We start from the raw sequence: 22738 nt of genomic DNA on the forward strand, positions 1-22738 counted from the left end.
TCGAGGGCCCCGACGTATCGGTCCTGCTCGAGGACGGACTCCCCAACGGGGAGTACACCGTCGGCTACCGGGTCACCTCCGCGGACGGGCACCCGATCACCGGATCGTACGGTTTCTCCGTCGACGTCGCGTCGACCATCACCCCTCAGGACGCCGCTGCGCAGCAATCGCAGGGCAGCGCAGCCCCGATCTCACCGACTCCCACGTCCGCCACCCCAGCGCCGGCCTACGATCCCAACAACCCCTCCGCCAGCGAGGACCGGCCACCGAAACAGAACACCATGATGCTGCTCTCGATCGTGGGTCTGGCTGTTCTCGGTCTCGGCGCCATCGCCCTGACCCTGGTGATACGAGGAAAGAACAGGCAATGACAGGGCACCGATGATCATCGCTGCAGTCGAACCTCCCCAGGCTCCGCCGACTCTGGCAGCGTTGTTGAGCTGGGATCTACCCCCGCTCCCGGTGTTGCCTCTCGCCGGTCTGGTGATGGCAGGTCTGTACTGCTGGGGACTGCACCGCATCCGCCGGCGCGGAATCGAATGGTCGCGGTGGCGCAGCGCGAGCTTCCTGATCGGGTGCGCGGTTCTGGTCCTGGTGACCGGACTGCGCATCGAACGCTACGGCTACAACCTGTTCAGCGTGTTCATGTTCCAACATCTGACCTTGTCGATGACGATCCCACCCCTGCTGGTGGTCGGATCGCCGGGCAGACTGCTGCTGCGAGCCACCGCGCATCAGGGCGCCGGCCGTTGGCTACTGATCGCCGCTCTCTCGGGTTTACGCAGCCGCGCTGGGCGCATCGCACTACATCCCGGGGTGACGATCCCGTTGTTCCTCTTCAGCTACTACGGGCTGTATCTGTCCTCGATCTTCGATGTTCTCGCAGTCACCGAAATCGGGCACGTTTCGATGGAAATCTTCTTCTTCGCCAGCGGACTGCTGTTCATCATTCCCGTGCTCGCCGTCGGACCACTACCGGTCCGGCAAACGAACCTGGGCAGAATGTTCGACCTGTTCGTCGAGATGCCGCTGCACGTGTTCTTCGGTGTCATCTTGATGATGACCAGCACCCCGATGCTCGCCGCGTTCGCCTCCCCTCCCCCGCAATGGGGCATCGACCCCGTCGCCGACCAGAAGCTCGCCGGGGCGCTGGCATGGTCGTACGGAGAACCCGTCGCCCTCCTGGTCGTGTTGATCTTCTGCATCCGGTGGAACCGCGACGAGAAGGATCAGTCGGCTGCCGCGGACCGGCAAGCCGAAGAAGACGGGTACAGCGAACTCAACGCCTACAACGATTTCCTGAAAAAGATCGGTAGCGATAGCGAAACGTCTCAACGGACCTGAGCGGTATCGGCCGTCCCGCACTCAGAGGCTGCCTCGACGCCTGATCGCGCACATGGCAGCAGGGCAAGATTGGGCGTACTCATCGCGCAATTCTGCCCGCGCCGACCTTGGCTCCTCGCTCACTGAGCCAGGCTTCCGGATCGACCTTCTGTCCCGCGGGAGATGTCGCTTCGAAATGCAGATGCGGACCTGTCGAATTCCCGCGGTTCCCGACCTCTGCAATCTGATCGCCCTTCCGGACGCGCTGACCCACCGTGACCGAATTTCCGTTGTTGTGCCCGTAGGTGGTAATCGATCCATCGTCATGTCTGATCCGAACCCACAGCCCGAAACCCTGTGCAGGCCCGGCACTGATGACAGTCCCATCGGCTGCTGCGACGATCGGTGAGCCCAGTGAGTCGGCAATGTCGACACCTCCGTGTTGCGCGCCTCCACGGGCACCGAAACTGGACGTCACGATCCCTGCGCTGGGCGCAATGGCACTCGCTGCATTCGGCGATCGAGACGGCTCCGTGCCACTACCGCGCGGCGGTCCTTCTCCTGCCTCGGATCCGGGCAACGGCGAAGCGGCCGCATCGGGGACGGTTGCCTGATCCGCACCAGCAGAAAAGCTTTGGTCGCGCTCCCCGCTTCGGTAGCCGTCGTGCGGTACTGCGGGGTCGAGTTCGCCCACCTGCAGTGAGGACAGGATGCGTATGCCCAGTAGTGGATCGATCGCGGCCACGGGTGCCAGGCACGAGATCGACTGCGCAGGTGAGGCGGCGGATCCTCGGGCGATGACGTCGACGACACAGTTCAGCGATGATGACACGGGCCCCGCGGTGTCCGCGAGAATCCCGTTCGATCGGGCAGTTTCGAGACTCGACGATGCGAAGCTGGTCAAGTCGGACAACGCGATCGGGTCGGTGCCGATCGTGGCTGCTCGCTCGGCAAGTCGGAGCAACCGGTCGAGGGCATCGACTGTCTGTCGGTTCGTCTCCGCGGAGTCGGCATTTCCGGGACCCTGACCTGGCACCGTCTGTTGGGGGTCGGCCGCAGCCGACGGTGACACCGCCAGTGCGGCACCGATCACCACACTCACGATCGCGCTCGCTCGTGCCCCGTACGAGGACCTGCTTTGCTTTGTCGGCTCTGTCGACTCGACGCTGTTCACCTGACCACCTCTCTCGGATTACTCGACAGCGCGAGGCGCTCATGCAGCGCCCGTCTAGCGGCCGCGGCCCAGTGTTACCTCATCCCAAGAACATCACAAGCCCCATTGGTAACAGCGATCAACCTGTTTCTCAGCACTTTCGAACCGATGTGGTCATGAAAACAACTGGTAGAGAGATCAATCGGCGAGAGTTCAGCGCCAGCGGTCCGGTCGAGGGCGGCGGAGCTCCCCGTCAATCGTTATTACTATGCAACATAGTATTTAGGTAGGGCTCGTCTCATCGGTCGGGTAGCGGATCGACGCCGTGCGCGCTCATCAGCACGTCGATCTGATCGACCTCGGCGCTCTGAGTCGCGGTAATCGACTGCGCGAGTGCTGAGACGGCCGGTACCGACGCGTTGGCAGCGCCGTACTCCGCCATCGGAATCCCTCCTCGATGATGTCGGCGTAAGAGTTGCAGATACATCCCGTCGAATTCTTCACCGCTCATCCGCCGCAGTCTCTGCAGCTCGGCCGTACTGGCCATGCCGGGCATCGACATCGTGCCCGCGTCGGCCGTGTCCATCGAGTGGCCCGCCATCGAACCGCCGTCGGTCATCCAGGTCATCGATGCGCCACTGGGCAGTGTGGGCCTGTCCCACAGGGTCAACCATCCCTGCATCGCCCCGACCTGGCTCTGCTGCGTGGTGAGGACGTCGTACGCGAGGGTGCGTACAACCGCGTCCGGTGACCTGTCCAGGGCGATGGCCGACATTTCGATCGCCTGGTTGTGGTGCACCGACATGTCCTGTGCGAAACCAACCTCGATCGAATCGGGCGGCGGCGCAGCTGGAGACGTGTCCGTCGGTGATACCAGGACGCCGATGAGCACCCCGGACAGGACGAGGGCCAGGGCCAGTAGTGCGATGAGCACCCGGCCGGGACCGGACTTGGCCGCAGATGTGCCGGTGTGCACGGTATCGGTGTCGACTGTCATCGAGGGCCCTCGTCCATCGGTGCGGGGGCGGATGTGGCCGCATCGCTCGGCATCTCGTCGAGCGGAACCGCATCTCGGCCCGGTTCGCTGGCGTCGAACGGCGGAGGGTTGTCCGGATCGAATGCACCGGGAATGGTCGAGCAGCTCGCACCGTTCTCGGGATGAGTCGACGGGTTCTGCCTCAGTGCGGTGATGAACTGCGTGATGCGCCGATCGGAGGCACTGTCGAGTTCGAGTCGATGACCCCACGATTGGAGCGTGATCGGCGATGGAAGGTCCGGATAGGGAGACATCAGCATGTAGGGCTCACCCTCGACACGCGCAGATAGGACGTCGAGGTCCTCGGCGGACACTCGGTTCGGATCGTATGTCACCCATACGGCACCGTGCTCGAGTGAATGGACCGCATTCTCGCTACGAAGAGCCGTCGGATACACCACACCTGTACACGTCGCCCACGTTTGGTCGTGCGGACCTCCGAACGGCGGGCTCTGATCATAAGCAACGCGCTGCGCCGGTTCCACGTGTCGCGCTGCGGCATACTCGATCTCGAACACGCCATCGATACCCCGCGAGGGGTCCGGATCGTCGACGGAGGGCGCGAAACGCTCGGCTTGCGTGCGGTCCACAATCTTCGGCGCCAGGTTGTATCCGATGAGTGAGACCAACGCTACGATGACCGCCCCGGCGCCCAGGACTCCCCACGGAACGCGACTACCACCCGGCACACCTGTGGCCGAGCGTGTCTGCCAGGTCGGCTTACTCGCTCCACCGCTGTACCCGCCAGTTTTACTCTTCTTACTCATGCGACCCCTCTCCTAAATACTATGAAGCATAGTATTTAAGAGAAGTCAGTGTGTTCCGCCCACTATCACAGGACATATCGATGCAACCGTTCCGTCAACCGAAGACCAACAAGGGCCTACTCGTCCTTCATGTGCTCACCTACAACGGCGCACGTCTACTCCTGGTATGCATCGCCGCGGGGATCATCTTTGCCGTCGACGCGCTGACAAGACTCGACATACCGGTTCCGCTGATACTGATCATTGCCCTCGGAGCAAGCCTGCCGTTCTCGGCCTTCGTTTTCCGTAAACTGCGGCGATCGATCAACGAAGACATCAAAGCCGTCGACCTCGAACGCTCCAGCAAAAGACCGACCCCATGAGGCCGCGACGCCGCGTAAAGGTCCGACTGCGCGAGAATGACCGCCAGGATCGCACCTCCGACCACAGCCGACCGAGTGCCGCTGACATCACGGACTACCTCAATGACGTGTCGTCATCAAGCAAGTCGAGGGTGCGTCGTAGGAGTTGTTCGATGCGGTCTTCGACGTCGTCGACCATGCCCGGCACCTCCGCCAGGGCGATGTGCGCGCGGCGTCGTGCGTCGACACCCGCGCGGTAGTACCCGGAATCGAGCTCGACTGATGAGGGCTCGGTACGGACGATGTCGACCTGTTCGGCGTCCGCGTGTGGTCTGGTGATGCGACGCGGCGGGGTGTGCAGCGGTGAGATCCCGGCGCGGTGCGCGGCGATCACCGATCCGATCTCGGCGGCGGTCATCGGGGCGGCCGGCAACGGTAGGTGACCCCACCGGTCGATCGGCACCGCGACAGGACCGCCGCGGTGCGGCAACGCGGTCATGTCGGGAAACGTGTTGCGCTGCAGATGCTCTGCGAGCAACGTCGTCGACGGATACCGGTCGGAGAACCGCAGGACCGTGAGCCAGCGTTCCCATCCCTCGGCAGGCTGGAGGCCGGTGAACTCGTGGGGGTCTATGCGGATGCGATGGTGTCCGGCGATCCAGATGCTGCCACCGTCGACGCCGATGTCGCCGCAGTCGAGTTCTGCAATAACGTTGTAGGACAGTCCTGCTCCGGCCAGAAGCAGAAGAACGGCGTCGCGACGTCCGAACAAGGCTGCCGTCGATCCGGACGTCGGCAGTGCGGCAGCAATGGCCTGGTACTGCGCGGCACGTCGGATGGTTCGGTCGGCGCGCGCAGAGTCCAGTGCGAGCCGCATCGAGGTGACCCGTCCCGGGGCGGGGTGGCCGGCGTCGAGGTGCGCGCGGTTGATCGCGGACACCCGCCGCCGCTGCACCGCCTCGCCGGCAGGGTTCTCGTCGAGGAACTGCGCCACCGTGATCGGCGAGGCGGGTAGGGGCGAGGTGTCGCCGGCGGCGCACCAATCGGCGAACAGCGCCCACTGGTAGCGGTAGCTCGTCACCGCCCTTGCCTGTCCTGCCGCCATGTGTGCGACGGTACCGGCCTGAACCGACAGATCTTGTTCGACGGCGCAGGCGTTCCACCAGGATCTTCTGGCGCCGCCGGGGACGTCGCGGTCCTCCATGGGTGAACCTTGTCACCGGGCGAGTCGCGGTGCTGATCGACGAGAGCCACAGGACCCATGCGGTCCTGTGGCTCGTCGACGTTACGAGTAGGAACTACTCGGCGAGTTTGGCGATCGACTGGGCCCACAGGAAGTATTTGTTGCGTCCGAGGTCGCCGATGGTCTTGATGTTGAACGCGGCCTTGAGGTGCTCGGCGTCCCCGGGACTGACACCCTGCAGTGCCTCGACGGGTGCGTCGACGAGTTCGGTGAGCGGCTTGTCTTCGTATGCCTTGTCGAGCTTGTCAGCGATTCCAGCCATGGATGTGCCTCCTGGATCTCGGTTACACGCGCCCGGTTCGAGCGCCGCCCTCCGAGGGTACGGAACCGAACCTGAGAGCAGGGTGTGTTCACGTTCCCGTCACGATCGACCGGTTCACTGACAGAGTGACCTCTCCAGCCGGCTACGACGCCACGTTCCTCTCCACGACCGAACTCGATGCGCCCACGCGCACCGGGCTGGTCGCGCTCCCGTACACGCATTTCACGGTGGCAATCGACCCCGAGCGACGTCTCGCAGCATCCACGGCAGTGAATATCGATGGATCCGAGGTACGCGAGGTCGACCGCGGCGACGACTGGCGCCTCGATTCACGGCTCCCCGCCGCGCAGCAGGCCGGCCCGGAGTTGTATGCCAGCAACGATCTCGACCGCGGGCATCTGGTCCGGCGCCGCGACCCCGTCTGGGGCACCGCAGCGGTCGCCGAGCAGGCCAACGCCGACACGTTCCACTACACCGTGTGTGCGCCGCAGACCGCGACCTTGAACCAGTCCAAAACATTGTGGCTCGGCCTGGAGGACTACGTCCTCGACCACGCCCGCCAGTACGGGCAGCGGCTGTCGGTGTTCTCCGGATGCATCTTCGCAGCCGACGATCCGGTGTACCGGGGCCTGGCGATCCCGCGGCGGTTCTTCAAAATCGCCGTCTGGGAACAAGACTCCGAGCTCGCGGCGACGGGGTACGTCCTCGACCAGACACCGTCGCTGGGTCCGATTCTCGAACGGCCCGCCCGTGCTGAGACCGCTACTCCCCCACTCGGCCCGTACCGAACTTTCCAGGTGCCGATCGCTGACATCGCCGGCGCGACCGAGCTGTCGATGAATCAACTCGTTGCGGCGGATCGGTACGCGCTTGCGCCCGCTGCACGGCTCGAAGCCCAACGGTGGACCGAACTGACGTCCTACGCTGACATCGTCGTGTAGAACTAAAATGCGGCTCTGGTTGACCTACTTGACTTGACCTTGTTGACCTCCGTATCGTAGGCGGCATGAGCACGCCACTGCAGGATCTCGTCGCCGCCGAACTCGCCGCCAGCGGGCTCGAGGGGACCGAGCTGAACCCGAGCGATGTCGCGTACGTCGAGAACGGGATCCGCAGCGTGCTCTCCGGCCTCAAGGCGCGACGAACCTGGGAGAACCACATCGGCGCGATCCTCACCCACAAGCAGGTCCTGGACGTGACCGGGTGGACGAAACAAGCACTAAGCCAAGCAGTCCGCGACTATCGCGTGCTGCGACTGGTCGCCGCAGACGGTTCCGTGGGGTACTCCGTCGCCGGGTTCGACGACAACACGCCCGCGCGGCCGATCCTCGGAATCAAAGACGCCCTCCGGGTCTGGGCAAGCGCCGACACCGGCGGGTGGATGGCCGCGTCCTGGCTGATGACCGAGCAACCCGAACTCGGCGGCCGCACGCCGCGGCAGGCATTGCTGGACGGTGACGGGCCGTCGGTCGCCGATCTTGCTCGCGCAGCGACCGAGCAGCTCGCCGCGTGAGCGCTCCGCGTACCGCACTGCACCTACTCGCCCCTCCCCGGCCGGATCACCTCCGTGATCGCTTCCCTGCCTTCACAGTTCAAGCCGGCACGGAGGTGTTTCGCTGCCACAGCGCTACCCGCGGACCGTTGTGGTTCGCGAACGGCGGCCACGGACGCTTCGACCTCGCCGACACCTACGGCACCTGCTACACCGCCGAATCCGAACAGATCACCCTCCTCGAAACATGGGGCGGGATGCGGGTCGTCCCCAGCACCGAACTCAGAACCCGCGCAGTCACCCGCCTTCAAGTAGCCGACACACGTGTACTCGCGGATCTGACATCGAACAGTGCTGCTCAATTCGGCGTCACCGCAGAAATATTCACGACCGGGAACTACCAGCTGACACAGCTGTGGGCGTCGGCGCTTCGCAGTGCAGGATTTGCCGGGATCCGATACTGGGCCCGGCACGACCTCGCGCATACCCACGCCTGCCTGGCCCTCTTCGACGCTGCCGGCGCCCACACATCGGCAGGCGAGGATCCGCAGAGCTATGCGGTGACCACGACCGACGCGCTCTCCGAACGACCGGACCTGATCGACGCGCTGCAACGCGACACCGGCATCACCGTTCTTCCCGTTCCGCCGTCTCTCTGAGGCCGTCGGACGGGGCTGAGGAGGGCGAACGAGTTGCTCGCATGCCGTTCGTTCATTCAAACGGTATACATGCGCCCTGCCAGAGTCATTCGAACAGCCGACAGTCTCGGTGAGGTTCCCCCCGGAAAGTGGACAGTGGTCACGCGGCCATGATGGGCGCGATCAGTGACTGTTCGTAACTGCGAGGGCTGAGCATTCCGATCACGGAGTGCCTACGGCGAGTGTTGTAGAAGTACATCCAGTTGTCAACTGCAGCAACCAATTCGACGTTGTATACGAACGTATGCCGGTAGTAGTACTCGTGTTTGAACGTCGACCACAGACTCTCCGCGCCGGCGTTGTCCCAACAGATACCGGTTTCCCCCATCGAACGCCGCAACCCGTAGCGGGCGCAGGCCTGCGTCATGAGCTGAGCGGTGTATTGAGATCCTCTGTCCGAGTGCATGATTGTGCCCTCCACCTTCCCGCCGCGTTCGGTGACAGCCATGTCCAACGCTTCGAGTACCAACTCGGTTCGCATGTGATCGGCCATGGCCCACCCGAGGACCCTCTTCGAGTGCTCGTCCTTGATCGCGCAGAGGTACATATCGCCCTCTCCGCAGGTCAGGTAGGTGATGTCCGAGGTCCACACCGCATCGAGGCGTCCCTGATCGAAGCGGCGCTGGACCAGGTCGTCGGGGAACGAGGCGAACGGATCGACCACGGTGGTGCGGACCTTGAACGTGCGCGGGCTGATGCCGACGATGCCGAGCGACCGCATGATCTTGGCGACGGTTTTCTCGGTGATCACCTCGCCCCGGTCATGGAGTTCGGCGGTGATCCGGGGTGCTCCGTAGACACCCTTCGACTCCTGGTGGATCGCGAGGATCTTGATCTCCAGATCGGCTCGTCGTTGCCGGCGTTGAGTCAATGCTGCTGTCATACCGCGTCCTTGGTGCTTGTAGAAACCGGAGGTCGACACCTCGAGTAGGCGTGCCATCCGATGTACTGCTGAGTTCGCGCACTCCGCGGCCATCAACGTGTAGAGCTCTACTTTTGTTGATTGGCTGCGAAGTACGCGGACGCTTTTTTCAGGAACGCGATGTCTTTCTCCTGCTCGGAGACCTGCTGGCGTAACCGTGCCAGCTCGGTGCGTTCGGCAGCGGTGAGCGGTTGATCCCCGGATGCTGCGGCGGCTTCGATCCGCCTGCGTTCGTCGGCGACCCAGCGGCCGAGGAGGGCTTCGTTGATACCCAGTTCGCGGGCGACCTCGGCGATGGTGCGGCCGGAATCGATCACCCGTCGGGCTGGCGTGTCCCCATTGAACGGGGCCATCTCGTTTTAGAGTCTTGTTGCCCATGAGCTGGGCGGATAGGACGATGGAGAACATGGCTGGACGGAAACGCAACTCTGCCGAGGACATCGTGCGCAAACTGCGCCGTGCCGACGAACTGACCGCTGCGGGCAAGACGCAGGAGGAGATCGCGGCGGAGCTCGAGGTGTCGGCGGCGACGTTGTACAACTGGCGGCGTCAGTACGGCGGGATGGACACCGATGCCGCGAAGGAACTCAAAGAGCTGCGCGAGCAGAACGGCAAGCTCAAACGCCTGCTCGCCGAGGCCGAGCTGGAGAAGGATGCGCTGCGGGAGGTAGCGAAGGGAAAATTCTGAGCCCAGCCGCCAAGCGCCGCGCCGTCGACATGCTCGTGAACACCATGAGTCTGTCGAAACGACTGGCGTGCAAAGCTGTTGGGCTTGCCCGCTCCACCTACGCACGAACGCCGATAGCCGACACACCCGAGGACCCCGACGCGGCCCTGAGGGCGTCGTTGCGGAAATACGCAGGCTCGCATCCGCTGCACGGCTTCCGTCGCGCCTGGGCGCATCTGAGGCACGACGAGGGTATGTCGGTGAACAAGAAGAAGGTGCACCGGCTCTGGAAGGAGGAGGGTCTGCAGGTTCGGATCTATCACCCACGCAAACGCACCGGCATCAGCTCGTGCCCGCAGATCGAAGCCGATGCACCGAAAGTGGTGTGGGCTCTGGACTTCCAGTTCGATTCCACTGTCGACGGGAAGGCGATCAAAATCGCGTCGATGATCGACGAACACACCCGGCAGTCCCTGTTGAACATCGTGGAGCGTTCGATCACCGCACAGCGGCTGACCGACGAGCTCGACAAGACGTTCGCGCTGTGGGGCGGTCCGCCGATGGTGCTGCGAATGGACAACGGTCCGGAATTCATTTCCCATGTGCTGCAACAGTTCTGCCGAGACCGTGTCGGTATTTCCTACATTCCGCCGGGGACGCCGTGGAACAACGGACACATCGAATCGTTCAACAACCGACTACGGAAGGAGTGCCTGAACCGCAATCACTGGACGAGCCTTCTCGAAGCGAGGGTGGTGATCGAGGACTTCAAAGACGACCACAACCATCGACACCGGCACTCATCCCTCGGCTACCTCACGCCGTCCGAGTACGCTGCCCACTGCACCCACAACCACCAACCGGTCGAGGGCTGCGAGATCGACTGAAATCAATCACACCGTGGCTCTAGAACACGGTGGTCCGACTATCGGGGACCTGCCAGGGCGGCCTCGACCTTGTACTCGGTCGTGAACGACCTGCGTTTGCGGGACATGAGGACATCCTTCCAGCGGAACGATCGATCCCGCTATCTCGGTGTCCACCATCCGGGGGGAGCCTCACGGCGCAGCGAATGCTGCGTGAACGACAGTTACCGCACCGTCAAGAAATCTTGACGCGCTGGCTCGTTGTCGACGCGGGTCCGGTTCGCTCCGTGAGGCCGTGAAATCAATCCATTGGGGCTCACGCCGTCGACCAAGCCAACGGGCACCGAGCTTATAGACGACTAGAGCCACAGGCTCATGCGTCTCTGCGGCTCCCGTCGACGGCACGAGTAGGACCTAATCGGCGAGCTTGGCGATCGATTGCGCCCACAGAGAGTATTTGTTGCGTCCGAGACGTAGGGCGGGACACGTTGGCCGGTGTTCTCTTTGGGGAAAGACGGCCAACGTGCTCGACTCAGTCGAACTTGGGCGCGTTGAGCGACCACGCACTCACATGGGAGATCTGCACCCGTAAGAACGGGACTGTGCCTACTGCGGGGTACATCCCGGAGTTCCCCAATCCCAACACTTGAGCGTTCTGCAGCGTTATGAAACGTGGGGTGTAGGGATTCAGATCATCGTCGTCCCTCTCTTCCGAATCTGATCGGGCAGGCACAGCAACCTGTTTGGCGTAGCGGCCCATCATTGAGCTGAATACCTCGGCCATTGGCTTGAGTTCGTCGTCACTCGGGTGCTTGGCGAACTCCTTTTCGATGGACTCGAAAAACGTCTTAGCGCTGACTACTGTCCCGCGTGCAATGCCCCAGGGTAGGTAGAGAGTCAGACTGAACCCCGCTTCCGCACGATTAGCGAGATCCGCTATGTCTTGAAGGAAGAGGTCAGGCGCATGAAACGGATCGACAACTTCGTTGACGACAAAGTCAGGTTCGTTTGAGTCGGACATTGATTTCTCCAAACTGGTGGTGGTGGCGAGCGAAGATCGAGGGACCCGTGATAGCGGTGTCCCTCGACCTCGCATAGCTTTAAGCGGCTTCGTCGGTGAGGACGTCGAGGATTGCCTGCGGCATCGACTGCTGACTGAGCGCGTACTTGACGAACTCGCGCCCTGCCCAGTTGTTTTCCAAAGCGTCCACAACGATCTGCGTGTACCCGGGGGTCTTGACTGCCTCACGCGCCAGGTCGATGAACACGTCACGGACATGCCAACGGTTGTGACTGTGTCCGAGCTCAAGCAGGTTCTCCAGCAGCAGCTTTCGAGTGGAGAGATCTGTCGAAGCCTTGTACGCAGCGGCAATAAAGTCAGCCAGCGTGTCGCAGAACGAGAACGGGTGGCCACCACGCGCGAACACATCGAAGTTGATCATGACCTTTGCGAACTCACTAGGAAGCTTGGCGCCGAAGGAGTGAACGAACTGCTCCGGCAGCAACGGCAGAAACTGCAGGTAAAGATTCGAGTCGTCTGGATTGCTGAGAAGGATGTCAGCAAGTTCAGGCATCCCCGCTTCGTCGCCCGCCAGCACACGAGCCAGCGCGCTCTTCGCTCGTTCATCCGGAGGAGACAGCAAGTCAGTGTCTCCGCTGACGAGTGCAAGCGCTTGGGCGAGTTGACCGGCGTTCGCGAAGCGCTTCTCTGAATCCTGTTCAAGACAGCGATGCAGAATGTACTGGTATTTCGACGGAGCCTTGCTGATGTTCGGGAGGAAGTTCGGGAAGATGCCGGTAGTCAACTCAAACAGAATCTTGCCGAGCGAGAAGACGTCTGCAGACGGGCCGACAGAGTGAGCATTACTGAACTGCTCCGGTGCCATGTAGGCCATCGTGCCGAGCCCCAGATGGGACTGCGTGATGCGTGTGCTGTCGCTCGACAGGCGTCGTCCGAGTCCGAAATCAGCGAGACGTGGGACGCCGTTGAAGAATAGTACGTTCTCCGGCTTAAGATCTCGATGCAGCACACCCTCTTGGTGTGCGTACGTCATTGCCTCAACGATCGAGGTGAAGATGCGTACCGCAGCCTGATCGCTGACACCATTTGGGTTGTCCTGAAGTATGTCTCGGAGTGATCCGTCAGCCCATTCCATCGCGTAAAAGGGCCCGCGTTCGTCGCTGGTTCCCGACCCCAGTACGTTCACGATGTTCGGATGGATCAGTGAGGACTGGCACCGGATTTCGCGGAGGAACCGTTCGGTCGTGGTTGGGTCCGTGTCGGACGGATCGACCTTCATGTACTTCAGTGCGACCTTGTGGTCGCCGGGCTTCGTCCTGGCTTCCCAGATGACACCCTGTCCGTTGTTGTGGCAGTCGAGCTGCCGAATTCTCACATACTTCATAGTTACTGCTTTCCGGGCGCCATCGCCCTGCTATTGGGGGGTTGAGTGATGGCTGCGGTGCCGGAATGTCATCTGTCTCACGCTTGATTTATTCGTGAAAATAGATAGACTTGCACTACAGCCAGTTGCCCTACGCGGGCTTTCCCGCAAGCTGTGATGAGCTGCTCTTACGAGCTAGGGCTGGTGCGTAGGTCTCGGGACTGTCTGTCCGCCAAGAAAGATCAGTTCCGAGGCCATTTTCTTCTTCTGTTCAGAAGGGTTCCTCGTCCCTCCGCATCGCATGCGGACGGACGAAACTAGGTTCCTTCTGTTCTGACCCTCGCTCATCAGCGAGGGAAAGTCCTGCGCGCTCGGCAATTTCAGCCTGACGCGCTTCGGCGCGCTGGCGACTGAGTCGTGTGCGGAGTGCAGCATGACGATCGAGGCCGTGCCGTGCGGAGGCTTCTGCCTGAGCGGCAGCCGTAATTCTTGCCGCACGCTCGGCCGTGAGGTGATCGAGCACACCAGGCGACGAGTCCCGAATTCTGTAAGCACCACGTTTGCTGTCGGGGCGCTCAAGTTCGCCGCTCTTGTTCAGTCTCGCGAGAGCTGCGCGGACCACGTTCACTGGGTCCTTCGAATCAGTCGACCATCCTCTTCGGCGCGCCTCAGCGTGAACCTCTGGAATGGTCATGACGTGACCTTTCGCTTCCCTCAGAATCTGTAGCACCAGGTTTGATAGCGACTGGGAGTCCTCTTCTTCGTCCTCGTCGTTCTCTGCCAGCGCACCTATCGCCTTCTCGGTTTTGCGCAACTCGACCTGCAGCCAACGCGCATATTCGCGTAGCTGCTCCTCGATTTCATCGAGGCGGTCTCGTGCACTCATGCCCTCAGGCTACACAGGCGAAGTGTGAGTGTCAAACGTGGAGCGGCGTCAAGTTTGGTTTTGCTACGAAAGCGTTTGACATGCGTTGGAGAGGCGTTGGTATCTATATCTGGTGATTACAGGAGACCGTACCCCTACATCTTGCTCTCACGACGTGGCGACACGGCAAAATGTTGCGCATAGTGATCTGCAACACGTGCGGAAGCGGCATTCTCAACGCGGCGAGAGTGACTACTGCCGGGGTCGAGTGTTTGTTCGAGCTAGGTGCGTGCTCAGTATCTCGCCGGTGAGGGAAAGGCGACTACGTTATGGCGCTCCGCAGGTGGGTCGTTGGCTGCGGCCTTGCTGGGCGGTTGGGATCGAAGGCTGGCTTACCCGCTGGCGCAGCAGAGCAGGCTGGTCCTCGGCGTCGATGATCTCGCTTTCGCTAGGAGGCAGGGCCACGTCGCGGAAGACGGTCCTTCCTTCAGCAGTTGCTCGTACGGCTTGACCTCTACCTCGTGCTCGATCTTCGACGTAGGTCCCATGCCAAATCGGTCGAGAACGATGTGTGCAGCTCGTAGTCGACTCGCCGGGTCGAATTCGGGATCATCGAGCATGCCGTCCACGACGCCGATTGCTTTCGGTCGCGTCTCGACCAAAGGTCCAAATCGAGCAGGAAGTAGGTCGACTACAACCCAATGTCGTTAACTGCGTTCCCAATGAGTGGCGCGTGTTCGCGGCGGTACACCTCGACGGAGTCGAGACTGGCGTGGCCGGTTTGGCGGGCGATGGCGGATCCGTCGGCGCCGTTGCGGGCGCCTTGGGTTACGAACCCTGCGCGGAGCGAGTGTCCGCCGAGCTTGGCGAGTGCAGTGGGGTCGTAGCCGGCGTGTTCGGCTCGGCGGCGGATGGTTTGGTGGATCGCGGCTCCGGACAGTGCGGTGGCGCCGAGGTTGCCGTTCTTCGCGATCGCTCGGAACAGCGGTGCTCGTGCGGCGGTTCGCGGCACTCCCCCGCGGCAGACGTGGTCGGTGAATGGATCTCGCTTCCGCAGCAGGCGGATCACCGACGGTCGTCCGCCGACGTCGAATACCGCGACGACTTGTACCCAGCGGATGTACGCGCAGGGTGGGCAGGTCTCGTGGGACTCGGTGTACGTCAGGGCTTTGACCGCTCCCCTGCCTTCTTGGTCGGTCTTCGACTTCCGCAGTCGGATGTGGAGTCCGTCGTGCCGGTGCACGGTGACGTCCCCGCACACCATCTCCGACAACTCGCTGCGGCGGTAGGCGCCGGCGAACCCGAGCAGCAGGATGGCCGAGTCCCGGCGCTCGAGGACCTCGTCGGCCCACCCCCGGCACTGCTCGCGGGCCGTCTCAACGAAGATCTTGATGTCGTCGACCAGCAACGGGTCCCGTGGCTGTCGAGTTCGATCTCCCGTCGCGGCGTACTCACGTCGGATCCCGGACAGGGTGGCGGTGACGAGTTCGTGTGCCGAGGGAGACAGGTGGCCGGTGGTGCGGTGCTGGTGGTTGATCGCCGCGATCCAGGTCCCGAAGGTAGAGACGGCGTAGGACCGCTCCCCCGTCCCGGTGCGGGTGTCCGCGGCGTCGACGAGGTATGCGGCGACCGTGACCGGGTGTGCAGGCAATGCGGCATGTCCCTCGCGTTCGCACCAGCCGGCGAAGCGTCGCCACCCCGCGGCATAGGTGCGCCGGGTGCCCTCGGACCGGGAAGATTCCACAGCCTTCGCGATCCGCTTGGCTACGGCCGCCGGAATCTCGGGCTCTACGGCCGTCGACGCAAGTCCTGCAGAGCCTAGTGATGTGCTCACCGCAGGTGGTGGGCCCGGCCTGAAGTCCATTCCTGCAGCCTAGCGCAGGTCACCGACACGTCTGCGTAGTCGAAACTGTGCTGAACTGGCGATTTGCGGGAGATGGTGCGGAAAATGCAATTTACGTGTGCGTGTTCCACAAAACTGGGCGTGACAATGAAGGCGATTAGAATGTCCCTGTTACTCAACTTGCGAGATGAGAGGCCGCACGAAAACCTCAGTCACCTGACCTGGGCATACCTCACTCGATGTCAGTGGTAGGCCGCAGTAAATGTCAGTGGGTATCGCGGAGGACGCAGCTTGAGCTGCGGAGACGGTGGTTGCATGGAAGATTCCGTCTGTTGTGCCGAGCGGCTCGGGGATCTGACTCGCTACCGCCCCGGACTCGATAGCGCCTCACACCGGAAGCGAGGTCGTCGCAGCCGGCATTCGATGCAGAACATGGCGCGCCGCGATCTAGCTGCAGGTTCCTGGTTATACACAGGTTATGATCTGAGACGCGCTATTCGTGCGCCCAAAAACGGGTCCGGCTTCCAACGAAGGCGCTTTACACCTGTGGCTGGGCCGCAACGACCTCTCAGCGACATGCCCGGCTACGTGGACGCTTGGGTCCCGCTCGCCCGATAAGCTCGGGCCGTTGGGCGGGACGACGCCCTGAAACCGGCACTGTTCGCCGAACGTGCGATGTCTGATCCAGCGTGTCGTCGAGCGAGCAACTGGTGTTGCTGTCACACTAAGTACCGGAGCACGACTGTGCCCAACACCCGATTTCGCGGTTTAGCGAGTCGGGTTTTTTCATGCCTGCATCAGGCCCCAGTCTCCTGCCGCGACCATGCGGCAGGACATTCGCCCACCACGGTGGGCATCACCCCGGAAGCGGAGGTGGCGTCATGGACAACTACGTCCTCATCGCTCTTCTGCCGATCGTTCTTCGCGAACTTCGCGAATGGGCACCCTTGCTGTCGGATCCCGTGTGCGCACGGGCTGTCCGGCTGGCAAAAGCCCGACGTCGGCGCAAGTAGCAAAAACGCCCTTCAATTTCGGAGGGGACAAGTCTGCCCAAAATATCTTGCAAAAGCCCAGGTCGCGACGAAATTCGGCTGATTTGCGAGCTGGCGAGTTGATGGAGGCACCCGTCCTGCCCGACACTTATGGGGGTCCTACCCGACCGAGATCTCCAAGGCGGTCGCGAGTGTGGAGACGGCGACCGTTGCTGGCCAATGTCGGTCCCATCGATGACGGACGGGCAGAGTCAGACCGCACGCGTCCGCGCTGTCACGTACGAATCGACCTTCGCCGCCCAGACCGCCGCGAAACAACGCCGCCGACGGTGCTGCTCCACGCTGCAGCTGAAAGGAACGGGCAGCCAACAGCAGCGGCCGAGCCGAGTCTGGAACAGCGACAGCTCCGCCCCTGTCCGCAGAGTCGAGGCGGAGCACGTGGGCGCTCTCGCTGAGTGCGTCAAGCGGGATCTTTGTCAGGGTGCTGTAACTGACGCCCGTGAACAAGGTCGTGCCCAGTACGCCGGCGCGCACAGGGTGGGCGAGGCGTTCGTGGATTCGGGCACCGGTGTCAGTGGTGAACGGGTCGGTGGTCAGACCGGGTCCGACCATGTACGGCAACTCCGAGGGCAGGTCGAGGTGATAGCCGTGGTCGGCAAAGCCGCGTTGGGCGCCGTGCCTTGCAGCAGGGCCACGGTGTGCCGGTCGCTGGGGCTTTCCGTAACCAGCGCGGTCAGCAACACCGATAGCGTTTCCGTCACATCGGGATCAGTGCCGAGCCGACGGCCGATCTCTTGACGTCCATGGTCGTAGATCGCGAGGACTCGTCTAGCGTCGACCCGTGTGGCGCAGTACTGGAGTGAGTATCCGATGGCGGAGGCGGGGGACCGTGTGCCCAGCGAGCTACCCGCGGGACGCTACGTCAGCGTCATATCGAATGGGCACGGGGCGCTGACTGCCTGGGTGGCGGGGCCGGGTCGGTGCTACCGGACGTCGTATCCAGCATCCGCGCACCCTCCCGTGAAGGTAACCCGCGGCGACCCGAGCAAGGAGCCGGAGGAAGTCTGGTTCGAACCTTTTACCGAGGAAGATCTCAGGATGGTGAACGACGGCGTGAACTCCTACCTGGCAGACGCCGGCGTCCGATTGCAACCGCGGGGATACCAGTGGCATGTGCTGGTACCCGAGACCATCCGAGACGGCCGTGAGTTGGAAGATGCTCTGCGCGAGAAGAATAACTGGATCGAACCAGCGGAAGTTCTGAAGGCAATCAGGCGGTTGTACGAGTCCCTGCTCAAGCAAGTGCCGCCGAAAGATGTGAAGTGACGTTGCGCGCTTCGGGTGCGGGGTGTGGTCGGCGGAATGTATGGCAGGTCGGTGCTCAAGACCGGGAAACATTCTGGAGATTGCTGCCCTACGTTCATACGCAGAGCCGCTGACATTCTCGTGCGGCCTTTCTGGTGACTCTTTAGTGCGGCCTCTCAGACCCTCAGTTGATCTGCCACGGGGCTGCACCAGGCGATCTCGGCGGTCGAAGCCTCCCCCGTTGGGACGAATCCAGGGAGCTTCGCATCTGCATCTTGGGGGCCTCGGACGGTGGGATTTCCTCTTTGCAGTGGGGCTGACCGTTCTACCTCGGTATTCCACCGAATGATTGTGGTTGCTCTCGGGCGCAGTTGTGGTCCCGACCGTTCCTTCGACCTAGCCAGGAACAGCTTCTGCGGTGCAGTGTTGTGTCTGGGGTGGCGGTCTGACGCGCATCGCGCACATTGAGAAACGGTGTTGAGGAGCTTCTGTACCGCCAGTCGTACGACATCCCATGGGTCATCATCGTGTGGGACGACCGCCTGAACTGTGGTGCAGGGCGCTAGTGATGATAGCTATCCACGCTAGCAAAGCTACAGGCGTTCTCATCGGGCGCGATTTCGCACGGGTCGAACTAGCATCCGAGCCGTCCGTGATTGCCGCTCGCGATCATTTGATTGCCGGTGCTCTGCTCCGTGATGCAGTCCGTCGTAGAGGTGAGCCGCCCTTGAATCCAGTACGCCGCCCTTGGGGGTCCGGCTACATTCGTGTGACGCGCTGTGGTGCAAGGTGCTGCAACGCCCTGCAACACCGACGCTCGGCGGGCCGTCTTGGGTTTTGGCACACGCGGGTGCTAGGCCAACTAGCGTTGCTATTTATCCTGTTGAGGGCCGTTGCACGCGAGGTGCGCCTGTGTGCAGGCGGGCGTTTAACCGGCTTTGCTCCGCGCGTGTTCTTGGCCATAAATGTGAGAAATATGCGTGCAATGATAGCTAGCAGAGCTAGCGCAGGACACAAAGCGAGCAGAGCAAAGCAAAATAAGCTAACGTAGCCACCGTAGCTAGCTAATCAAGGCATGCTAGATTCGCTTTCCTAGTTGCGGGTGCTACACAAGCGTTGATAGCAAAGCAAGTGCGCATTGCGTGCCTAGCGTGTGTTTCGCGCTTAACTAGTGACGTGTGGCTAGATAGGCACGGTATGACAGCGTGGCGTGCGAGCAGTGCGAGCAGTGCGAGCAGTGCGAGATACGCGAGCGGCGCTATGCGAGCGAGCAGAGCGCTCGTCGCAAGCTTCGCTCCGCAAGCGAGCAGAGCGCTCGTCGCAAGCTTCGCTCCGCGTGTTAACGCAGCACACGAAGCAATTGGTTATAGCGTAGCGAGCCAGAAGGCTTGCTGGGCTTAGGTCCAGGGTGCGAGCCAACGCAGTTTTCCTCGGAGAAGAGTTCGTTGGCCCTGATCCTCGAACAGAGAAAGGAACGCGAATCCCAGTGTCGATGTCGTCGAAGCAACCCAGGAAGTTCGCAATATGCAACCAGAAGGGTGGTGTCGGTAAGACAGCGACAACACTCGGATTGGCGAGTGCTTTGGCCGACAAGGGCAAACACGTCCTTGTCATCGATATGGATCCTCAGGCCAACGCGACGACCGGTCTGGGAGTCGACGTCGATGACGACATGCGAACTACCTTCGATCTGATGTCGGTCACCGGCGAGGGTGCAGCAGCGGATGCGGTAGTAGCAACCGAATGGGATCGGGTCGACCTGATCGCGGCGACTCAGAGCCTCGCCAATCTTGAGGCTGACGGCGCAAACGACCTGATCTTTCGGTTGGATATCGCGCTTGAGGGTGTCGATCTGTCGCCTTACAGTGCAGTTTTCATCGACTGCCCGCCGTCGCTTGGAAAGCTACTTTTTGCGGTCCTCTGCGCCTGCGACTCGGTCATTGCGGTCACCGAACCCACCATCGACAGCGTGCGAGCGATTACCAAGGTCGAGGAAACCATCACCAACGTCAAGCGGCGTGCGAACCCTCGTCTCGAGCTTGAGAAGATCGTCTTGTCGAAGAAACGAAGGACCTCGGAGCATCAGTATCGCGAGGACGAGTTGCGTGCTGCATACGGAGAATTGGTTGCAAGGGCGGGGATCCCGGAGCTGGCGGCGCGCCAAGACGCTCATAGCAGCCACACTCCCATCCATTCTTATAGGGGAGGCCGGGCGATAGACCTGCAAGTCGCCTACGACGCCCTGCTAAAAGAACTGTCTATCGACCTCCTAGGAGAGCCTGCCGCATGAACGCACAACGTGAACCCGCCATCCGCCGCCATCCGGCTGCAGACCTCCCTTCGCGACCGACCGTTTCACCCCGGCGCGTTGAGCATGAAGCACAGCAAGAATCAACCGCATCGCCGAGCGCCGACGTTTCGGCCAGTGCTGGCGGTATCAAACCGACAAACAAGCCCACTCTTTCGGCGTCGAACGAACCATCGGCTCTGCACGATGCGCGGCCGGCGGCAGGACCAGGCACGGAAAAATTCACTGAGCAGCACAATGTGCGGATACGGAGTTCGACCAAACTTCGGTTGAACAGAGCCGTCGACAGGCTGCGTTACGAGACGGGGGATCGATCAATCAGTATTGCGTCCTTGACCGACGCAGCGCTCTGTGAGTACCTCGACAAGCGGGGTATTTAGACCGCTGAATGGGGATGCCCGCTTGCTGTGCTAGCTAGCGTTGCTAGCACAGCCCTGTGGGGCCAACCCCTAAGCATCCAGTCGTGTATATGTGCGCGATGGCAGACCTGCGGCGGGGGCCGAAGACTTCAGGAACCCACCGAGACTCGGCGTCCTCTTTGACGATCGTCTATCGAGACACCTCGGAGCCGAATCGGTTGTCAGTTTCAGAAGACGGCTGCACTCTTTGCAGGCGTTTCGAGGGTGAGTGCACGTGTCTTCTGACATTCTGATGTCAGAAGTGCGGTGCACGGTCGCATGTTCGGCTCTCGGTGACAGGGAGGCTTGTGATGGACCCCGACAAGCTCGATGTCGTGGAGACCGGTGTGCTGACGGCGTCGGGGGAGCGGTGGTCCCAGGCCGAGGCCCGTTTCGCTGTCCTGGCTCCCTTGCTGGAGATGCATCCGGTGCGTTCGGAAGCGGTCGACGAGGCCGCGCAGCGGTTGGAATTGTCCAGGCGACAGGTCTACACGTTGGTCGGCAGGCTCAGGAACGGGACGGGGACGGTCACCGATCTTCTGACGAAGGTCTCGTCGGGAGGGCGTGGCCGCAGCCGAGTAACGGCTGAGGTCGAGGACGTGATCGGCGATCATCTCACCCGCTATTTTCTTCACCGTCAGAAGCTGAGTGTCGCTGCGCTGCATCGACGTATCGCGTTGGCGTGCCACCGCGCGGGTCTGCCAGTGCCGGCCAGAAATACCGTCACTGCGCGTATCGCAGCGCTCCATCCGGCATCGGTGGCCAGGTCCCGCGGAGGACCCGATGCCGCCCGCCCGCGTCAGTCCGCCGGCGACAGTCCACCGACGGTTTCGGGGATTCTCGATCAGGTCCAGATCGACCACACCGTCGTCGATCTGATGGTCGTTGACGAGTACGAGCGGCAACAGATCGGTCGCCCTTACCTGACGATCGCCATTGATGTCTTCAGTCGTTCCGTACTCGGGTTCGTCGTCACTCTGGAGCCGCCATCAGCGGTATCGGTCGGGTTGTGCCTGGGCCGGGTGTGCTGCGAGAAGCAGACATGGCTGGAGGCATGCGAGCTCGCTGAGCAGGTGCAGTGGCCGATGGCAGGGAAGCCGAAGCAGTTGTATCTCGACAACGCCTCCGAGTTCAAAAGCGAAGCGCTGCGCCGCGGATGCGCCCAGCACGCCATCACCCTCGAATACCGTCCTCCGGGCCGACCGCACTACGGCGGGATCGTCGAACGCATCATCGGGACGGCGATGACGGCGGTGCACGAGCTTCCTGGGACCACCTTCTCGAACCCAGCGGACCGAGGAAGTTACGACTCGGACAAGCATGCGGCGTTGACATTGCGTGAGTTGGAACGCTGGCTGGTCCTGGCCATAGCCTCGTATCACGCGAGCGTTCACGCAGGGATCGGGAACACTCCGGCCGCGGTGTGGGCCGGCGGGGTCGCCGCAGCTGGTCATGCCCCTCGTGTGGTGCTCGGCGAAACCGCGTTCCTGGTGGACTTTCTTCCCGTCATCCGGCGACGTCTGACGCGCACGGGCTTCGTCCTCGATCACGTGCACTACTTCTCGAACGCGCTCAAACCGTGGGTTGCGCGGCGAGAGGACTTGGGACGGTTCGTGATACGACGTGACCCACGCGATTTGAGCAGAATCTGGGTCCTCGAACCAGACGGTGCCGGCTATATCGAGGTGCCGTACCGGACGATGTCACATCCCGCGGTGACACTGTGGGAGCACAGAGCTGCTATCACCCGTCTCCGCGAACAAGGTCGGTCGAACGTCGATGAGAGCGCACTGTTTTCGATGATCGAGCAGATGCGCGAGGTCACCGACCGCTCGCAGAAAGCCACCCGCAAAGCCCGGCGCAACCGTGCCCG

The 22738-nt window shown here is 62.2% G+C and carries 23 protein-coding genes; 11 read left to right on the forward strand and 12 right to left on the reverse strand.

The features are described from left to right. Both J1M86_RS11915 and J1M86_RS11920 read left to right on the forward strand, forming a co-directional pair. A partial coding sequence (locus tag J1M86_RS11915; RefSeq protein WP_206509951.1) for a copper resistance protein CopC occupies positions 1 to 371 on the forward strand: 371 nt, incomplete at its 5' end. Between the two features lie 10 nt (positions 372 to 381). Continuing rightward, positions 382 to 1344: a cytochrome c oxidase assembly protein gene (locus J1M86_RS11920; RefSeq protein ID WP_037161229.1), complete on the forward strand. Its 963-nt coding sequence runs from the start codon at positions 382 to 384 to the stop codon at positions 1342 to 1344. A gap of 79 nt (positions 1345 to 1423) precedes the next feature. Here the strand turns inward: J1M86_RS11920 and J1M86_RS26860 are convergent, their stop codons facing one another. The 3 genes from J1M86_RS26860 to J1M86_RS11935 all read right to left on the reverse strand — a co-directional run bounded on the left by J1M86_RS26860 (position 1424) and on the right by J1M86_RS11935 (position 4279). Further along, on the reverse strand, positions 1424 to 2425 hold the full coding sequence (locus J1M86_RS26860; protein ID WP_179282766.1) for a M23 family metallopeptidase: 1002 nt from the start codon (positions 2423 to 2425) through the stop codon (positions 1424 to 1426). A 349-nt stretch (positions 2426 to 2774) separates the two neighbouring features. Further along, a complete protein-coding gene (locus J1M86_RS11930) occupies positions 2775 to 3473 on the reverse strand; it encodes a DUF305 domain-containing protein (protein ID WP_037161222.1) in 699 nt (232 codons plus the stop codon). Beyond that, on the reverse strand, positions 3470 to 4279 hold the full coding sequence (locus tag J1M86_RS11935) for a DUF3105 domain-containing protein (protein WP_080738293.1): 810 nt from the start codon (positions 4277 to 4279) through the stop codon (positions 3470 to 3472). Before J1M86_RS11935 ends, J1M86_RS11930 begins: the two co-directional genes overlap by 4 nt. 80 nt (positions 4280 to 4359) lie before the next feature. Here J1M86_RS11935 and J1M86_RS11940 point away from each other — a divergent pair, with 80 nt between their 5' ends. Next, positions 4360 to 4641: a DUF4229 domain-containing protein gene (locus J1M86_RS11940; protein WP_052061935.1), complete on the forward strand. Its 282-nt coding sequence runs from the start codon at positions 4360 to 4362 to the stop codon at positions 4639 to 4641. A 94-nt stretch (positions 4642 to 4735) separates the two neighbouring features. On the opposite strand, the gene J1M86_RS11945 is transcribed toward J1M86_RS11940, so the two are convergent. Together J1M86_RS11945 and J1M86_RS11950 are read right to left on the reverse strand one after the other, a co-directional pair. Next, positions 4736 to 5824, reverse strand: a complete 1089-nt coding sequence (locus tag J1M86_RS11945) for a hypothetical protein (protein ID WP_230594169.1) — start codon at positions 5822 to 5824, stop codon at positions 4736 to 4738. A gap of 94 nt (positions 5825 to 5918) precedes the next feature. Beyond that, the gene (locus J1M86_RS11950; RefSeq protein WP_008720325.1) at positions 5919 to 6125 is read right to left on the reverse strand and encodes a hypothetical protein; all 207 of its coding nucleotides are present in this window, start codon (positions 6123 to 6125) and stop codon (positions 5919 to 5921) included. 125 nt (positions 6126 to 6250) lie between these two features. On the opposite strand from J1M86_RS11950, the gene J1M86_RS11955 reads away from it, so the two are divergent. The 3 genes from J1M86_RS11955 (at position 6251) to J1M86_RS11965 (ending at position 8276) form a co-directional block, all read left to right on the forward strand. After that, positions 6251 to 7066 carry a DNA/RNA non-specific endonuclease gene (locus tag J1M86_RS11955; protein WP_037161317.1) on the forward strand — a complete coding sequence of 272 codons (816 nt, stop codon included), beginning with the start codon at positions 6251 to 6253 and terminating at the stop codon, positions 7064 to 7066. A gap of 65 nt (positions 7067 to 7131) precedes the next feature. Beyond that, positions 7132 to 7638, forward strand: coding sequence for a hypothetical protein (locus J1M86_RS11960; protein ID WP_037161217.1), 507 nt, complete (start codon positions 7132 to 7134; stop codon positions 7636 to 7638). Next, entirely contained in the window at positions 7635 to 8276 is a 642-nt protein-coding gene (locus tag J1M86_RS11965) for an RES family NAD+ phosphorylase (protein WP_230594168.1), read from the forward strand. The genes J1M86_RS11960 and J1M86_RS11965 overlap by 4 nt, the downstream gene beginning before the upstream one ends. A 139-nt stretch (positions 8277 to 8415) precedes the next feature. On the opposite strand, the gene J1M86_RS11970 is transcribed toward J1M86_RS11965, so the two are convergent. Further along, positions 8416 to 9291 (reverse strand): IS3 family transposase, encoded by an 876-nt coding sequence (locus J1M86_RS11970; RefSeq protein WP_241259770.1) that lies wholly within the window; start codon positions 9289 to 9291, stop codon positions 8416 to 8418. A gap of 14 nt (positions 9292 to 9305) precedes the next feature. Then, positions 9306 to 9590, reverse strand: coding sequence for a transposase (locus J1M86_RS26360; protein WP_241259771.1), 285 nt, complete (start codon positions 9588 to 9590; stop codon positions 9306 to 9308). Positions 9591 to 9634: 44 nt separating this feature from the next. On the opposite strand from J1M86_RS26360, the gene J1M86_RS11975 reads away from it, so the two are divergent. Beyond that, positions 9635 to 10791, forward strand: a protein-coding gene (locus tag J1M86_RS11975; protein WP_206510063.1) for an IS3 family transposase whose coding sequence is annotated in 2 segments (ribosomal slippage) — positions 9635 to 9905 and positions 9905 to 10791 — 1158 coding nt in all. Because the reading frame shifts where the segments join, the coding sequence is not laid out codon by codon here. Positions 10792 to 11302: 511 nt separating this feature from the next. Here J1M86_RS11975 and J1M86_RS11980 read toward each other — a convergent pair. From J1M86_RS11980 to J1M86_RS11995, 4 genes are all read right to left on the reverse strand, one after another. Further along, a complete protein-coding gene (locus J1M86_RS11980; protein ID WP_037161215.1) occupies positions 11303 to 11791 on the reverse strand; it encodes a hypothetical protein in 489 nt (162 codons plus the stop codon). Positions 11792 to 11870: 79 nt separating this feature from the next. Continuing rightward, a complete protein-coding gene (locus J1M86_RS11985) occupies positions 11871 to 13175 on the reverse strand; it encodes a serine/threonine-protein kinase (protein WP_037161214.1) in 1305 nt (434 codons plus the stop codon). A gap of 250 nt (positions 13176 to 13425) precedes the next feature. After that, the gene (locus J1M86_RS11990) at positions 13426 to 14040 is read right to left on the reverse strand and encodes a hypothetical protein (protein WP_037161212.1); all 615 of its coding nucleotides are present in this window, start codon (positions 14038 to 14040) and stop codon (positions 13426 to 13428) included. 670 nt (positions 14041 to 14710) lie between these two features. Further along, a complete protein-coding gene (locus J1M86_RS11995; RefSeq protein ID WP_037163440.1) occupies positions 14711 to 15883 on the reverse strand; it encodes a site-specific integrase in 1173 nt (390 codons plus the stop codon). Between the two features lie 860 nt (positions 15884 to 16743). Here J1M86_RS11995 and J1M86_RS26700 point away from each other — a divergent pair. Then, the gene (locus J1M86_RS26700; RefSeq protein ID WP_274611674.1) at positions 16744 to 16875 is read left to right on the forward strand and encodes a hypothetical protein; all 132 of its coding nucleotides are present in this window, start codon (positions 16744 to 16746) and stop codon (positions 16873 to 16875) included. A gap of 138 nt (positions 16876 to 17013) precedes the next feature. On the opposite strand, the gene J1M86_RS12000 is transcribed toward J1M86_RS26700, so the two are convergent. Next, complete coding sequence (locus J1M86_RS12000; protein WP_206509953.1) at positions 17014 to 17466, reverse strand: hypothetical protein; 453 nt, start codon at positions 17464 to 17466, stop codon at positions 17014 to 17016. 231 nt (positions 17467 to 17697) lie between these two features. Between J1M86_RS12000 and J1M86_RS12005 the strand changes: the two genes are divergently transcribed. From J1M86_RS12005 to J1M86_RS12015, 3 genes are all read left to right on the forward strand, one after another. Continuing rightward, a complete protein-coding gene (locus J1M86_RS12005; RefSeq protein WP_206509954.1) occupies positions 17698 to 18180 on the forward strand; it encodes a DUF5956 family protein in 483 nt (160 codons plus the stop codon). A gap of 1471 nt (positions 18181 to 19651) precedes the next feature. Next, positions 19652 to 20449 carry a ParA family protein gene (locus tag J1M86_RS12010; RefSeq protein WP_206510064.1) on the forward strand — a complete coding sequence of 266 codons (798 nt, stop codon included), beginning with the start codon at positions 19652 to 19654 and terminating at the stop codon, positions 20447 to 20449. A 727-nt stretch (positions 20450 to 21176) separates the two neighbouring features. After that, positions 21177 to 22738: Mu transposase C-terminal domain-containing protein (locus J1M86_RS12015; protein WP_206510065.1), on the forward strand; the 1562-nt coding region annotated here is incomplete at its 3' end.

Origin of the sequence: Rhodococcus sp. KRD197, from assembly GCF_017168235.1 — a bacterium.
In the GTDB taxonomy this organism is placed as follows: domain Bacteria; phylum Actinomycetota; class Actinomycetes; order Mycobacteriales; family Mycobacteriaceae; genus Rhodococcoides.